This window comes from Pseudomonas sp. Leaf434 (assembly GCF_001425545.1).
Taxonomy (GTDB): Bacteria; Pseudomonadota; Gammaproteobacteria; order Pseudomonadales; family Pseudomonadaceae; genus Aquipseudomonas; species Aquipseudomonas siliginis.
In genome coordinates, this window is the sequence record NZ_LMQZ01000001.1 from 315,501 (window position 1) to 329,429 (window position 13,929).

The 13,929-nt window shown below is 60.3% G+C and carries 6 protein-coding genes; 4 read left to right on the forward strand and 2 right to left on the reverse strand.

Going from position 1 to position 13,929, the window contains the following annotated elements:
• Positions 1-38: 38 nt before the first annotated feature.
• Positions 39-782 (forward strand): pyridoxine 5'-phosphate synthase, encoded by a 744-nt coding sequence (gene pdxJ / locus ASG55_RS01375; protein WP_056783098.1) that lies wholly within the window; start codon positions 39-41, stop codon positions 780-782.
• 127 nt (positions 783-909) lie between these two features.
• Here the strand turns inward: pdxJ and mltF are convergent, their stop codons facing one another.
• A complete protein-coding gene (gene mltF, locus ASG55_RS01380) occupies positions 910-2,370 on the reverse strand; it encodes a membrane-bound lytic murein transglycosylase MltF (protein WP_081932530.1) in 1,461 nt (486 codons plus the stop codon).
• A 285-nt stretch (positions 2,371-2,655) separates the two neighbouring features.
• Between mltF and purL the strand changes: the two genes are divergently transcribed.
• From purL to ASG55_RS01395, 3 genes are all read left to right on the forward strand, one after another.
• Positions 2,656-6,552: a phosphoribosylformylglycinamidine synthase gene (gene purL / locus ASG55_RS01385; protein ID WP_056783101.1), complete on the forward strand. Its 3,897-nt coding sequence runs from the start codon at positions 2,656-2,658 to the stop codon at positions 6,550-6,552.
• Between the two features lie 5 nt (positions 6,553-6,557).
• Entirely contained in the window at positions 6,558-6,869 is a 312-nt protein-coding gene (locus ASG55_RS01390; RefSeq protein WP_042607740.1) for a Nif3-like dinuclear metal center hexameric protein, read from the forward strand.
• An 872-nt stretch (positions 6,870-7,741) separates the two neighbouring features.
• On the forward strand, positions 7,742-8,101 hold the full coding sequence (locus ASG55_RS01395) for a DUF6124 family protein (protein WP_056783103.1): 360 nt from the start codon (positions 7,742-7,744) through the stop codon (positions 8,099-8,101).
• Between the two features lie 57 nt (positions 8,102-8,158).
• On the opposite strand, the gene ASG55_RS01400 is transcribed toward ASG55_RS01395, so the two are convergent.
• The gene (locus ASG55_RS01400) at positions 8,159-13,882 is read right to left on the reverse strand and encodes a membrane-targeted effector domain-containing toxin (protein WP_056783106.1); all 5,724 of its coding nucleotides are present in this window, start codon (positions 13,880-13,882) and stop codon (positions 8,159-8,161) included.
• Positions 13,883-13,929 lie beyond the last annotated feature (47 nt).

The following is a 13,929-nucleotide window of genomic DNA, read 5'->3' on the forward strand; positions in this document are numbered from 1 at the left end:
ATGCTGTGCGCCGAACCTCTCAATTCAGGAGCGCATCCGTGACCAGCAGCAATCGCATTCTTCTCGGCGTGAACATCGACCACGTCGCCACCTTGCGTCAGGCCCGTGGCACGCGCTACCCGGATCCGGTCAAAGCGGCGCTGGATGCAGAAGAGGCGGGCGCCGATGGCATCACCGTGCACCTGCGCGAAGACCGCCGTCACATCCAGGAGCGCGACGTGTTGCTGCTCAAGGATGTGCTGCAAACGCGCATGAATTTCGAAATGGGCGTCACCGAAGAAATGATGGCTTTCGCCGAGCGCATTCGCCCGGCGCACATTTGCCTGGTCCCGGAAACCCGTCAGGAACTGACCACCGAGGGTGGCCTGGATGTAGCGGGGCAGGAGGAGCGCATCAGGGCTGCGGTCGAGCGTTTGTCGAAGATCGGCAGCGAAGTGTCGCTGTTCATCGACGCCGACGAGCGCCAGATCGCCGCCTCCAAGCGCATCGGTGCACCGGCCATCGAGCTGCACACCGGGCGTTACGCCGATGCCGAAACCCCGACTGAAGTGGCAGAAGAGCTCAAACGCGTCGCTGATGGCGTGGCGTTTGGACTGGCGCAGGGCCTGATCGTCAATGCCGGGCACGGCCTGCATTACCACAACGTCGAGGCCGTGGCGGCGATCAAAGGCATCAACGAACTGAACATCGGCCACGCGCTGGTGGCGCATGCGTTGTTCGTGGGCTTCAAGTCCGCCGTATCGGAAATGAAAGCGCTGATTCTGGCTGCTGCCAAATCCTGAGCAGCTGCACAAAACCCCTGTGGGAGCGAGCCTGCTCGCGAAAACGATGTATCAGTCAAAGATAATGTCGACTGACACGACGCTTTCGCGAGCAGGCTCGCTCCCACAGTTGGATTTGAGGTTTGGGTTAGAGCGGGGCGGGCTCTTGCGCCGGTTTCGACTTGTCGATCGCCGGCACATGCAGATTGCCCTCGGCCACCTGATCGCCCTCAAGCTGCGGCTGGGTCACCCAAGTCAGGATGTCGTAGTAGCGACGGATGTTCGCCACGAAATGCACCGGCTCGCCACCGCGGGCGTAACCGTAGCGGGTCTTGCTGTACCACTGCTTCTGCGAGAGGCGCGGCAGGATCTTTTTCACGTCCAGCCACTTGTCCGGATTCAAGCCTTCCTTCGCCGCCAGTTTGCGCGCGTCATCCAGATGACCGCTGCCGACGTTGTACGCCGCCAGGGCGAACCAGGTGCGATCCGGTTCCTGGATCGAATCGTCGAGCTGATCTTTCATATAAGCCAGGTACTTGGCACCGCCCATAATGCTCTGCTTGGGATCGAGGCGGTTCGACACGCCCATCGCCTGCGCGGTGTTCTGGGTCAGCATCATCAGACCGCGCACGCCGGTTTTCGAGGTCACCGTCGGCTGCCACAGGGATTCCTGATAACCGATGGCGGCCAGCAGGCGCCAGTCGACTTTCTCTTTCTTCGCGTAGTTCTTGAAGTGCTGTTCGTATTTCGGCAGGCGCTGCTGCAAGTGCTGGGCGAAGGTGGTGGCGCCCATGTAGCCAAGCACATCAACGTGGCCGTAGTAGCGGTCCTTCAGGCGTTGCAGGGTGCCGTTTTTCTGCACCTTGTCCAGATAGGCGTTGATTTCATTGAGCAGGCTGTTGTCTTCGCCCGGGCCCACCGCCCAGCTCTGGCTGCGCGCGTCGCCGAGGTCGAAGGCCACGCGGATGTTGGTGAAGTACACCTGATTCATCGCCACTTCGTTGGAGTCGACCAGGGTCAGGTCAATCTGGCCTTCATCGACCATGCGCAGCAGATCGACCACTTCAACGGCGTCGGATTCTTCGTATTCGATGCCGGGATATTTCTGTTTCAGCGCGGCCAGTTGTTCGGCGTGGGTGCTGCCCTTGAGCACGGTGATCTTCTTGCCGACCAGATCCGCCGGATCTGTAGGGCGCGACTGGCCGTTGCGGTAGATGATCTGCGGGGTGACTTCGAGGTAGGAGTGGGAGAACCGCACCTGCTTCTTGCGTTCATCGCTGCTGACCAGACCGGCGGCCGCGAGTACCGGGCCGTTCGGCTTGCCGACCTGGTTGAACAGGTCATCGAGATTGTCGGCCGTCTCGATCTTCAGCTCGACGCCCAAATCGTCGGCGAAGCGCTTCACCAGCTCGTATTCGAAGCCGGTTTCACCGCTGCGATCCTGAAAGTAGGTGGCGGGGCTGTTGCGGGTAACCACGCGCAGCACACCATCCTCCTTTACGCGCTCGAGTGTGTTGGGTTTATCAACACAGCCACCGAGCATCAGGAAGAGTCCGGTTGCGATCAGCCATTTGGCGTATCGCGGACGCAAAGCCGTTGGGAAAAACATCTGCGCAGTATACGCAAACGGCCACGAGCGCCATATCTCGACAGCGTAGGACTAGTCTGCTAGCGATCACAAATCCGAGCGAAATCCCTTGAATACGGGCCTTCAGGGCATTTTGTTACAGTAAAAATAAGCCATGCTGAAACGCTCGATTTACCTGACCCCGAAGGCAGAAACACAGATTGCTACCCGAGTGCAACCGTGCGTAGCGTTTCGGGTGATGTTGAGGTCGGTTTAGGCTAGAATGCACGGCCTCAAAGCACACCCCTTCCCGAGGCTGTCCCGAAGATGTTGATCCTGCGCGGCGCTCCTGCCCTTTCTGCCTTTCGCCACAGCAAACTCCTTGAGCAACTGAGCCAGAAGGTTCCAGCTGTCAGTGGCCTGTATGCTGAATTCGCTCACTTCGCCGAAGTCACCGGCGTCCTGACCGGCGACGAACAGCAGGTGCTAGCGCGCCTTCTGAAGTACGGCCCAAGTGTTCCGGTTCAAGAGCCGACCGGTCGTCTGTTTCTGGTGTTGCCGCGTTTCGGCACCATCTCGCCGTGGTCGAGCAAGGCCAGCGACATCGCCCGCAACTGCGGCCTGAGCAAGATCCAGCGCCTGGAACGCGGTATCGCCTTCTATGTTGCAGGGCAGTTCAGCGAAGCCGAAGCCCAGCTGATTTCGGACGCGCTGCATGACCGCATGACCCAGATCGTGCTGGCCAACCTCGAGCAGGCCGCCGGACTGTTCAGCCACGCCGAGCCGAAGCCGCTGACCGCCATCGACATCCTCGGTGGCGGCCGCGCCGCGCTGGAAAAGGCCAACACCGAGCTGGGCCTGGCCCTGGCCGAAGACGAGATCGACTATCTGGTCAACGCCTTCAACGGTCTGAGGCGCAACCCGCACGACATCGAACTGATGATGTTCGCCCAGGCCAACTCCGAGCACTGCCGCCACAAGATCTTCAACGCCAGTTGGGACATTGACGGCCAGAGCCAGGAAAAAAGCCTGTTCGGCATGATCAAGAACACCTATCAGATGCACAGCGAAGGCGTGCTGTCCGCTTACAAGGACAACGCTTCGGTGATTGTCGGCAACGTTGCCGGCCGCTTCTTCCCGAACCCTGAAACCCGCCAGTACGGCGCGGTGCAGGAGCCGGTGCACATCCTGATGAAGGTTGAAACCCATAACCACCCGACCGCGATTGCTCCGTTCCCGGGCGCATCCACCGGCTCCGGTGGCGAGATCCGTGACGAAGGTGCAACCGGTCGTGGCGCCAAGCCCAAGGCCGGCCTCACCGGTTTCACCGTATCGAACTTGCAGATCCCGGGCTTCGAACAGCCGTGGGAAGTGCCGTACGGCAAGCCTGAGCGCATCGTCACCGCGCTGGACATCATGATCGAAGGCCCGCTCGGCGGCGCTGCGTTCAACAACGAATTCGGCCGTCCGGCCCTGACCGGCTACTTCCGTACCTTCGAACAATCGATCACCACCCCGCACGGTGACGAAGTTCGCGGTTACCACAAGCCGATCATGCTCGCTGGCGGCATGGGCAACATCCGTGAAGAACACGTCAAGAAAGGCGAGATCGTCGTCGGCTCCAAGCTGATCGTGCTCGGCGGCCCGGCGATGTTGATCGGTCTCGGTGGCGGCGCGGCTTCGTCGATGGCCACCGGCACCAGCTCGGCGGATCTGGATTTTGCTTCCGTGCAGCGTGAAAACCCTGAAATGGAGCGTCGCTGCCAGGAAGTCATCGACCGTTGCTGGCAGCTCGGCGACAAGAACCCGATCAGCTTCATCCATGACGTTGGCGCGGGCGGTCTGTCCAACGCCTTCCCGGAACTGGTCAACGACGGCGATCGCGGTGGCCGTTTCGAACTGCGCAACATTCCAAACGACGAGCCGGGTATGGCCCCGCACGAAATCTGGTCCAACGAATCCCAGGAACGTTACGTGCTGGCGGTCGGCCCGGAAGATTTCGAGCGCTTTCAGGCGATCTGCGAACGCGAGCGTTGCCCGTTTGCCGTGGTCGGGGAAGCCACTGCCGAACCGCAATTGACCGTCACCGACAGCCACTTCGGCAACAACCCGGTGGACATGCCGCTGGAAGTGTTGCTGGGCAAGGCGCCGCGCATGCACCGTTCGGTGGTTCGTGAAGCCGAGCTGGGCGATGACTTCGATCCGTCGAACCTCGACATCAGCGAGTCCATCGAACGCGTTCTGCATCATCCGGCCGTGGCCAGCAAAAGCTTCCTGATCACCATCGGCGACCGCACCATCACCGGTCTCGTCGCCCGTGACCAGATGGTCGGCCCATGGCAAGTGCCGGTGGCCGACGTTGCCGTCACCGCCACCAGTTTCGACGTCTACACCGGTGAAGCCATGGCGATGGGCGAGCGTACTCCGCTGGCGCTGCTGGACGCGCCGGCCTCGGGCCGCATGGCCATCGGCGAAACCATCACCAACATTGCCGCCTCGCGCATCAACAAGCTCTCCGACATCAAACTGTCGGCGAACTGGATGTCGGCGGCCGGTCACCCGGGCGAAGACGCGCGTTTGTATGACACCGTGAAAGCGGTCGGCATGGAGCTGTGCCCTGAGCTGGGCATCACCATTCCGGTGGGCAAGGACTCGATGTCCATGGCCACGCGCTGGAATGACAACGGCGAAGACAAGACCGTCACTTCGCCGATGTCGCTGATCGTGACCGGTTTCGCGCCAGTGGCTGACATTCGTCAGACCCTGACCCCGGAACTGCGCATGGACAAGGGCACCACCGACCTGATCCTGATCGACCTCGGTCGCGGCCAGAACCGCATGGGTGCATCGATCCTCGCGCAAGTCCACGGCAAACTCGGCAAGCATGCGCCGGACGTCGATGACGCCGAAGACCTGAAAGCCTTCTTCGCGGTGATCCAGGGCCTCAACGCCGACGGTCACCTGCTGGCTTACCACGACCGTTCCGACGGTGGTCTGCTGACTTCCGTGGTGGAAATGGCCTTTGCCGGCCACTGCGGTCTGAGCCTGAACCTGGACAGCGTTGCCGAATCCGCTTCGGAAATCGCCGCGATCCTGTTCAACGAAGAACTCGGCGCGGTGATCCAGGTTCGTCAGGACGCCACCCCGGACATCCTCGCGCAATTCAGCGCCGCTGGCCTGGGCGACTGCGTGTCGGTGATCGGTCAGCCGATCAACAATGGCCAGATCAACATCACCTTCAACGGTGACACCGTGTTCGAAGGCCAGCGTCGTCTGCTGCAGCGTCAGTGGGCCGAGACCAGCTACCAGATCCAGCGTCTGCGCGACAACGCCGACTGCGCCGAGCAGGAATTCGACGCGCTGCTGGAAGAAGACAACCCGGGCCTGAGCGTCAAGCTCAGCTACGACGTCAATCAGGACATCGCCGCGCCTTACATCAAGAAAGGCATCCGCCCACAGGTTGCCGTGCTGCGTGAGCAGGGCGTCAACGGTCAGGTGGAAATGGCCGCCGCATTCGACCGCGCCGGTTTCAGCGCGATCGACGTGCACATGAGCGATATCCTCGCCGGTCGTGTCGACCTCAACGAGTTCAAGGGCCTGGTGGCCTGCGGCGGTTTCTCCTACGGCGACGTGCTCGGCGCCGGTGAAGGCTGGGCCAAGTCGGCGCTGTTCAACAGCCGCGCCCGCGATGCGTTCCAAGGCTTCTTCGAGCGTAACGACAGCTTCACGCTGGGCGTGTGCAACGGTTGCCAGATGATGTCCAACCTGCACGAGCTGATCCCGGGCAGCGAGTTCTGGCCGCACTTCGTGCGCAACCGCTCCGAGCAGTTTGAAGCGCGGGTGGCGATGGTGCAGATCCAGGAATCGAACTCGATCTTCCTGCAGGGCATGGCCGGTTCGCGCATGCCGATCGCTATCGCCCACGGTGAAGGTCATGCCGAGTTTGCCAGCGAAGAAGCACTGCTGGAAGCCGATCTGTCCGGTTGCGTGGCGATGCGTTTTGTCGACAACCACGGCAAGGTCACCGAAGCCTACCCGGCAAACCCGAACGGCTCGCCGCGCGGGATCACCGGTCTGACCAGCCGTGACGGTCGCGTGACGATCATGATGCCGCACCCGGAGCGTGTGTTCCGTGCGGTGCAGAACTCGTGGCGTTCGGAAGACTGGACCGAGGATGCTCCTTGGATGCGCATGTTCCGTAATGCGCGCGTCTGGGTGAACTAAGGCCTGTGTACAAGCTGGCGTTTTTTGTTCCTGACAGTCATGTCGAGGTAGTCAAAGGGGCTGTGTTCGCTGCCGGTGGTGGGCGGATCGGTGACTATGACCACTGTGCGTGGCAGGTGCTTGGCCTGGGCCAGTTTCGACCGTTGGACGGCAGTCAGCCGTTTATCGGTGAGGCGGGGCAGGTTGAGCGGGTTGAGGAATGGAAGGTTGAGCTTGTCGTTGCGGATGAGTTGATTGTGGCTGTTGTGGCGGCGTTGAAACTCAGTCATCCGTATGAGACGCCGGCTTATGAGGTGTGGCGGCTGGAGGATTTCTGATCTTCTTTGCTGCTTGAACGGGAAACCCGCAGATGAGGGATTGTCTGCGGGTTTTTTGTTGGCCTTGGTTTTGTTTTGATTTGGGTGAATATCCGTTGCTTCGGGTGTGGCGGCTGGCGGTTTCGCCCTTACGGCGACTCACTTTTTTTACAAACGCCTAAAAAAAGTAAGCAAAAAAACGCTTGCTCCTACGTTCGGCCCTCGCAGGCTCGGATTCCTTCGCTCCGGGACTGATCCGGGCGCAGCGGCTCCGGTTTGCTTCGCTGCACCTCCTTCCGCTGTGTCTGGCTGCGCCAGACGGTCGCTACGCTCCCACGCCCGGATCAATACTCGGCCTATTGAGTGGTGAAAAGCGTGTGTGTCCGGCTTTTGATTTGTGTTGTTGCTGCCCCTCACCCCAGCCCTCTCCCGAGGGAGAGGGGGCCGATTTTGTGTGGTTTGCAAATCCTGAGTTCAACTCGGACTTTCACGTCGGCGTACCTCGCCTGAACAACTCGGTCAGTCCCCTCTCCCTCTGGGAGAGGGCTAGGGTGAGGGTGGCGATCTGGAGTGTGTTTAAAGCGGTATCTGAGTTCGCAGAACCTTCCCACAAGGTTTTCAGGTTGTCCGTCGGACGCGCGATCTCTAGTCTTTTGGTGTCGCCGAAACTTCGGCGATCGGGTGTGAGAACCCTTAGGAACTGTTAATCCACAATCAGTACCACCATAATCGCCGCCGGCATTCCTGCTGTCTGCATTGTTATGGCGGCTGTGTGCGGGCGGACTTCGGTCCGGCCGGGCTTGTTCCTACCGGTTTCTCACCCCGCACACTGCTGCCACCACTCCGCCGCGTGAGAAACGGCAAGTGATTGGCTATTGATTAGGAACGTATCAATGTCAAAACCTGTGCCTGATCCACCATACGAACCCTCCCCCCTCGAACAAACCATCCGCGCCGACGACCTCGCGAAAAACCGCGAAGCGATCAAGCGGGCTCTGGATTTTTACCTGTGCCCGCAACCTGGCAAGGCGCACCCGCCCAGCACCATGTTTCTCATCCAGCCGGAAATCGACACCGAAACCCTGCTCGCCCATGCCTGTGAATCGCTCGCTTCAGCCAACACTCTGGCCAGTGATTTCGCTGATCAGTTGGGGCGACCGCAGCGCAATACGGCGCTGGCGATTCAGCAGATCATCATGCTCGCTGAGCTGGCGGTGAACCGTGCGCTGGATCGGGTGGATCCTCAGGCATGAAAAAACCACTGGGCCGTCAAGCCCAGTGGTTTTCCACAACGTGCAATCGCCCGGGCGTCACGTCACCTGTGTCAGCTTCACGTCTGTGACGAGCATGTCGATCAACGTGCGCAGGTAGGTGAAGGTCTGATCTTTTTTCTCCCAGCGATCAACGAAGAACAGACCCTTGTCATTGATCTGAATCGGCGTCTCAACGATCTCGCCGGACCTGGATTTATGCACCACGCTGGCGTTGCGGGTGTCTGCATTTTCTATAAGGAAGTTTCCGGGTTCGGTCAGTTTGCTGCGACTGACAGAAGGCGTCGCAGCAGGCTTTTTCGTTCCGGGGACGGCCACCTCCATCACAAAATCGCTGCTCAAAGCCCTGACGTTGGCCTCGTGCTTGCCGCTGACAAATTCCCACGACCCACGGTGAATATCCCGGGCCAGTTCAGGGGCTGTGTCGCGCACGTGCAGGCTGACGGCGGACAGTGTATCGGCCAGACCTGGCACACCGAGGTTGTAATTGGTATGCGCACTGCCGATGAAGGCCACCCATTTATGCGGCCCGTTGGCCAATTGATCAGCCTCGATCACTTGGGTTGCAAAATAGCTGAACATCTCGTTTCGCGAGACGTGTTCGTCATACACGCCCTTGAGGTGATAGGACGCCGTGCAATCGAGGGCTCTGATGCGAATGTTGTATTTGGCCGCCGCCTGACAGACCGCCGTGTACGTATCGTTCCCTGTGTAATTCGGCATCTGCCCTTGATCCTGACGATGCAGATAAGCCTTGAGCCTGTCGGGCATGCGCTGGGTACGCAGAAAAGTGTCGAGATCGGCCTGGTGCAGGTCGGTGAGCAGGTGCTCGACGTACAACGTGTCATAACCGGCTTGCTTAAGGGCTTTCATGTGCTTTTTCAGCAGCGCTTTGCTCGCTACATCGACGTGGGCTTCGCCGATCAGCAGATTCAGACGTCCGTCGGTCAATTGCCGTAAAAAAGCTTCGAATGTGCAGTCGGAGGCGAGCACCGGCAGGATCGGCGCATCGGGTGGGACGTAGTCGGTAAAAGCGTCCCTGGCGGTTTTTTCCAGACGTTTGCGTTGGGCAAGGAAAGCCTCGTAGGCCGTTCTTTCACTGGCTACTGTCGGGGTGTAATGGGAATCCATGGAGTAGGGCTTATGCAACATTTCAGCAATATCGTCGCGCAGTGGCGAAGCAATATCGAACTCGCTGAAATGTTCAACGGCGCTAGCTGCGGCGGGCGGCTTGGAGACAGGTAGAGGTGCCTTGTAGGCACTCGGCATCTGTAGGAGGTAATCACCTTGCGCTGTCGCGTCTCCCGCGATGGCACCGGGCGCGTCCCTGCTTATGCGTGCGGGTTGGTACAAGTCGATGTCTTCAATACGCACGGCAACGGCCTCGTGGAGGTCGGCCAGGCCCGGGGTGTTGTCGAACGTGGTCATGCGCGACTGCTCGGTCAGGGCAATCCAGCGCTCTTCGCCGATCTCGGCCATATCGGTGGCAAGCGCCTTGTGCGAATAAAAGTTTCTGATGCGGTTGTTTCGCGGGGTCAAAGGCGAGAGCCTGGACATCACCATGATCCCTTCGAGTTGATAACTGGTCGAGCCGTCCAGCGCATGAATGCTCATGCCTTTTTCCCGTGCCTTGCGCACCAGCGCCAGGTAAGAGAAAGGCGCGTCTGGCTCATGGCCCATGGCTTTATCGAGCGCTTTCAGATGTTTCTTGATATGGCGCCAGGATTCTCCCTTGTTGAATTTTTCCAGTTTGAGATGAAATACGTCTCCCGGCAGGTATTCGAGGAAGAGGTGCTTGTAGCCGTTCTCCAAAAGCACGTCGAGATTTTCGATCAGTGCCTGTTTGCTGGCGATGGAGCCGGGCTGTGCACCGATGACCAGATTCTTTGCGGCGAATGCATCGCTGGCAATCAACTGTGCGAATGAGGTGTTGGCGGCAACCGCCGGCACTTCGGCGCGAGCGGGCAGCGGTGCGAGTTGGGCAAAATGGCGCGTGGCGTCCGTGGTGAGTTTTTCCACCTGTTGCAGATAGGCTTGGCGCATGCTGGCCATTTTGTCGACCACGTTGACCAGGATGACCTGGGGTGAGAAGCCCATGTAATGCTCGCCCTCCTGGAGCATTCGTCGTCGCGATTGCGGGTCCAGCAACTCTTCAACGAGATCCCGGTACTTGATCGCGACTCCATAGTCCTTATGCGGGCCGGGTGTCTCGGGCACGGCTTCGTATTTTGGTGCACCGCCGGACAGGCCGCTGCGCACCATCACTCCGTCGGAGTTGCGCACGGTCAGAATGCCGGTCGAAAGCAGTCCGGAGCCATTCGGATCCGGGCGGTAGAGCAAATAACGGCCGAGTGCGTCCGGGGTCGTGCTGGCGTAATACGACTGCCCTCTGAAAACGACGGCATGCATATCGTCCCGGACCGGTTCGGTCGCCATTTGATCGATCAATGGCAGAAGATCCTCTTGCTCGTCGCCAACGGTGGTGACAGCCCGACGCAACGGGCGCCGGACGGGCTTGAGTGAACGCAGCGCCGGACGCAGATCCGTCAGCACCGCGCCAGCACTGTTGAACAGATAACCGAGCAAGTGCCGGAACGCTTCGTTGTTATTTCCCTGACGATAGGCATGCAGGGCGAGCATCGCGTCCTTGAAGGCCAGCAACAGGCCGGTGCTCAGGCTCAACAGCGGGAACGGCGCGGTGGCGATGGCAGCGACCCATTCGACGCTCGTCCAGATCAGGCCGGCGATCATTTCGGCGCGACTGGTGGTCGTGGCATGGACGTTGTCGATCCGCCGTTGCAACTTCATGTCGTAGAGCGCGGTACGCAGGTCGCTGACGGCGTCGGCCGGGCGCATCGAGTCATAACGGGCGGGGCTGGGGCTGGTTCTGTTGAGGTCTTTGGGCATTTTCTTGCGGATGTTTTCCAGGTACGTGCGCACCCGGGTCTGGGCACTGACACCCACCCGCTGGGTCAGGTATTCGATCATGCCGGACTGCAGCAGCAGGTAATTGAACAGGCGCGCTTCGCGAAAACGCACGCCGTCCGGTGCGTCCGGCGTATACAGCAGGACCGGATCGCCGCCATGGCTGAACAACCAGGCATCGATCACCCATTCGCCGTCGATCATCAACCGGTGGATCGGGTATTTCGTCCGGGTCTGCCCCGACGTTTGATCCATGCTGCTGATGCTTTGCTGCAGCCATTGCAGGTCGCTGCTGGCGATATGTCCTTGCAGCTGGCATTCCAGCGCGGCGCTTTGCATCTGGCGCTGAGTGATGGCCAGCGTCGCGTTGCGTCGGAACGCGTAGCCTTCGCTTTTCGAATCCTGCAGCTCGTTTTTGACTTTGTCGGTATAGCGTTTGCCGATCCAGACCCCCGTGACCGAGCGGGCTACGTTCTGCGCGGTCAGGCTACTGATATCGACGCCTGGCGGACCTTTGAAGCGCGCCGAGCGTGAGAATTTCTGGTCGAGAAAACCGACGCCGTCGGCATAGCCGTCGCGATACAGCCGGGTATAGGTCAGCGGTTTCGGCGTCCATGAGGGCACGATCGACTTTGGCGAATAGGCCCAGACGGTGTCCGGATCGACGTCATTGGCAGGGCGTTTGAGCAAGCGGTTCAGGCTGATCTTCGCTTGCGCATGCACGAAATCGTCAAACGCCTGAAAACGTCCGCCCGACAGCGGATGCTGATTGAACGCGCGCAAAGCGCCCTCAGCGTCGTCGCTCAGGGTCGAGAGTTTTCGGCGATTGGCCGCAGTGGTCGAGCGATACCACACCGGGGTGCTGAAATCGTAGTCGTCGATGCGTGTGGCGAGCATGTGTTCAGCCATCGCTTTGAGGCAATCGAGATGGTTGCCCAGGTGGTCGAACGTGACTTTCTGGTGCTCTGCTGCTTCCGGCTTGAGGCTCAGCCCCGACAACACCTTGCGCAGGGTCGAACGGAAGCGCATCGGCGCGCGGCTGATCAGATAGCCGGCCATGCTTTCGGCGGCGTCATTCTGCTTGGCCCAACCCAAGAGATGGGTCTGCAATTGGCGCTCGCTGTCGAACGCCTCGAACTGGCGTTCACGGGGCGCCTGCGGTGTGCAGAGCAGCAGGCGGCGGATCGCACCGGATTCGTCGGTCTGACGCAGCACCCAAAGATCCTGCAGCTGGGCGCCGTGCAAAGACAGGGTGGCGGCGCGCAGCTGTGGATCGCTGCCGTTACGCAGGCGCTGGAGCATTTGCAGATCGCCGTCGAGCAGGTGCCCTTGCAGCGCTGCGGCATGGGCGAGCGCGACGATGCGCTGATCGAGCATCTGCTCGATCGCAGGTTTGATCGCGGATCTCGCCTGCATCTGCGTTTGCAAGCGTGCGAAGTCGACGCGCGGTTCCAGCTCCAGTGCCTGCTTGATCACCCAGGCGGGCGTTACGTCCGCGTACTCGTCGGATAACGGCAGGTCGTTGTAAGTCAGCCGGGTGTGGCTGAGAAACGCCGAGCCTGGTAACTCATCGCCGGTGTGCGGGCCGCGCAAGGTCAGCTCGAGCAAATTGCTCTTGTGCACATAAGCGCCGAATCCGGGGACCTGCCGATCCGTAATGATCTGCAGCTTGTCCGGTTCCAGGTCGTCGATTTGCAGATCATCACTCAGCCGTTCCAGCCATTGGTGGCGGGCCACGGCCATCAGGCTGACCGCCGGACCCATCAGGTCAAGCAGGTTTTGCCGGGCCTGATTGTAGTTGCCCAGGTGCAACGCCAGTTCGGCCCGCTTGGCGACGTCGGCGCTGCGGTACCAGTCCGGGGCGCTGTTGCGCAAATGCCGCTCGAACAGGGTTTGTGCCTGAAGTGCCAGGCGCGGGGTGAGATCCGGCAGCGCAGCGCCGATGGCGCGCTCCAGCTCGGCGATCAGTACAGCGGCATCCTGCTGCGGATTGGCGGCGAAACTCAATGCATGTTCGATATCCTGAGTGCGCTTTTCGATCAAGGCATCGTAGATGTGTTCGAACAGCGGTTTGCTGTCGATGGGCGCCAGCTGCAATGGCCAGATTCCCGCTGTACCGACATCGTGGTAGCGGCTGGGCAGCAGCTGCATCAATTCGCCACGGCTAATGCTGTGCTGCATGGTCTTGAGCAGATGGGCATCGAGATCAGCCAGGGAATTGAACAACTCCAGGCCCCTGGCCGGTGTGAACAACACGACGAAGCCCGCGCTCTGGTCGGTCAATAGATCGCTGACTTTCGGGGTGTCTTTTTGCGTCACAACAAAGGCCCCGGCCAGCTCGACAGTGGTTTGCTGATAAGTGAACTGCAACGCATACATGGCCGGACGCAACAGCGGGCCGAGTGCCAGTTTCTGCATCAGCTCGCCGGCCTGTGGGTGCAGCAGGCGATCGGTGACGGCCTGTTGCGCTTCGTACTCAAGCGCAGTGAAGCCGGCGTCGTATTTGAGGAAGGTTTTTGCCGCTTTGCCGTTGATCTCGTCACGCAGATCCATGTTGATCAGTTGCGTGTTGAGGCGCACCTTCAGCGTGGCGATCAGTTGCTTGCCTGCCTCGCTCTGCAGGTCGGTGGTTGTCAGCGCCTGATAGAGCGCACGGCTGCGTTGCAGGTAGCCGTCGCGATAGGTTTTCAGCTGCTCTTCGAGGCGTTTGAGATGAGCCTGCTCGGTGCTCGGTTTGTGCTCGGGCAACAGCGGGGTTTCGGTGTTGAAGAGAAGACGACCGATCTGGTTGAGATCGTTTTTGAGCTCATCGGGTGTGGGTGCGTTGGGGGTGCTCATGGGCACGATTTCCATGCTGGGGATGAAGGGCCAGCATGGCGAGCAGG

What these genes read in the sequence shown, in the direction of transcription:
- mltF (WP_081932530.1), bottom strand. Translation starts at nt 2,370, where the DNA reads ATGTTTTTCCCAACGGCTTTGCGTCCGCGATACGCCAAATGGCTGATC.
- ASG55_RS01400 (WP_056783106.1), bottom strand. Translation starts at nt 13,882, where the DNA reads ATGAGCACCCCCAACGCACCCACACCCGATGAGCTCAAAAACGATCTC.
- ASG55_RS01395 (WP_056783103.1), top strand. Translation starts at nt 7,742, where the DNA reads ATGTCAAAACCTGTGCCTGATCCACCATACGAACCCTCCCCCCTCGAA.
- purL (WP_056783101.1), top strand. Translation starts at nt 2,656, where the DNA reads ATGTTGATCCTGCGCGGCGCTCCTGCCCTTTCTGCCTTTCGCCACAGC.